Here is a 1186-nt window from a genome sequence, read left to right on the forward strand (position 1 = left end):
TCAGCTATGGGAGACACGCCCTAGTGTCGCGTTTCTGAAGTTGGTTTAGGGTTCGCTTTCGCGAGGATCTGTTCGGGGGTTTTAGTCCAGACGAACGGGTGTTTGCGGTCGTTCCAGCCCGTGATGAACTGGCGAATCTTGGCATTGAGGTCCTTGACGGATGTAAAGACACCACGGCGGATGGCCTGCCGGTCGATGATCCCGAACCAGACTTCCACGAGGTTGAGCCAGGATCCGGACGTCGGGGTGAAGTGCACGTGGAACCGCGGATGCTGTGCCAGCCACACCTTCACTGCCGGGGTTTTGTGGGTGGCGTAGTTGTCCATCACCAAGTGCAGGTCAACCTCCGGGTAGGCGCGGTCGAGTTGACGCAGGAACGCCAGGAACTCCTGATGGCGATGCTTCGGCTTGACCGCGCCGGTGACGTGCCCGGTCGCAATGTCCAACGCGGCGAACAGAGTCGTGGTGCCGTGCCGCTTGTAATCGTGGGTGTGCCTTTCGATGCTGCCGGTGCGCATCGGCAGCATCGGCGCGGTCCTATCCAGCGCCTGGATCTGACTCTTCTCGTCAACACACAACACGATCGCGTTGTCCGGTGGCGCCAAGTACAACCCCACCACGTCGGTGACCTTCGCGACCAGTTCGGGATCGGTGGAGAACTTGAACGTTCCGGCCCGCCAAGGCTGCACGCCGAACTTGCGCCACGCCCTGGCCACGGTGGCGTTACCGATCTTCAGATGATCCGCCAGCAGGCGTGAGGACCAGTGCGTCACCCCGTACTTCTTCGGCGGAGGAGTCAACGTCGTGGTGATGATCTTCTGGTCATCTATCCGCTTCGGCCGGCCAGAGCGCGGTTCGTCGAACAGGCCCGCGATCCCATCCGCCTCATACCTGCCTCGCCACTTCCACACCGTCGTCGGCGTCGTTCGCTCCCGGTCAGCGATCCGAGAGTTCGCCTGACCTTCCGCCGCGAGCAGGATGATCCGCGCCCGCATCGCCAACCCCGATTGGATCGACGTTGACCGCGTCCACGACTCCAACTCCTCGCGGTCACCATCACGAAGAATCAAAGCCGGAGCTGGGTTATTGGGCATAACCCATTCTCCCAAACGCCCAAGCATTTAGGAACTAACGACACGCGACACTAGCTGTACTGACCACGGACGTTGTGTCTCCGGTCGGCATG

At 61.2% G+C, this 1186-nt stretch carries 1 protein-coding gene; it reads right to left on the bottom strand.

Annotated elements, in window-relative coordinates; translation table 11 throughout:
- Positions 1–20: 20 nt before the first annotated feature.
- On the bottom strand, positions 21–1094 hold the full coding sequence (locus tag H483_RS28350; protein WP_031264836.1) for an IS630 family transposase: 1074 nt from the start codon (positions 1092–1094) through the stop codon (positions 21–23).
- Positions 1095–1186 lie beyond the last annotated feature (92 nt).

It is taken from the genome of Dietzia sp. UCD-THP (assembly GCF_000349585.1).
Classification (GTDB): Bacteria; Actinomycetota; Actinomycetes; order Mycobacteriales; family Mycobacteriaceae; genus Dietzia; species Dietzia natronolimnaea_A.